This window comes from Sodalis-like endosymbiont of Proechinophthirus fluctus (assembly GCF_001602625.1).
In the GTDB taxonomy this organism is placed as follows: domain Bacteria; phylum Pseudomonadota; class Gammaproteobacteria; order Enterobacterales; family Enterobacteriaceae.
This window is the reverse complement of the sequence record NZ_LECR01000088.1, coordinates 14,531-14,761: the sequence shown is the minus strand read 5'-3', so window position 1 is coordinate 14,761 and position 231 is coordinate 14,531. Positions and strand designations below refer to the sequence as shown.

Genomic DNA, 231 nt, shown 5'->3' with positions numbered 1-231 from the left:
GCACAACAGCCTGTTTTTGATTGCCCACTTCCACAACGTTATCATCGGCGGCGTGGTCTTCGGATGCTTCGCTGGGATGACCTACTGGTTCCCTAAAGCCTTCGGTTATACCCTGAACGAAATCTGGGGCAAACGCGCCTTCTGGTTCTGGATTATCGGCTTCTATGTCGCATTCATGCCGCTGTATGCATTGGGTTTCATGGGGATGACCCGCCGTTTGAGCCAGCAGAT

At 52.8% G+C, this 231-nt stretch carries 1 protein-coding gene; it reads left to right on the top strand.

The window, feature by feature from the left end; translation table 11 throughout:
* On the top strand, window positions 1-231 hold a 231-nt coding region (locus tag BG74_RS18255), incomplete at both ends, for a cbb3-type cytochrome c oxidase subunit I (protein WP_244267474.1).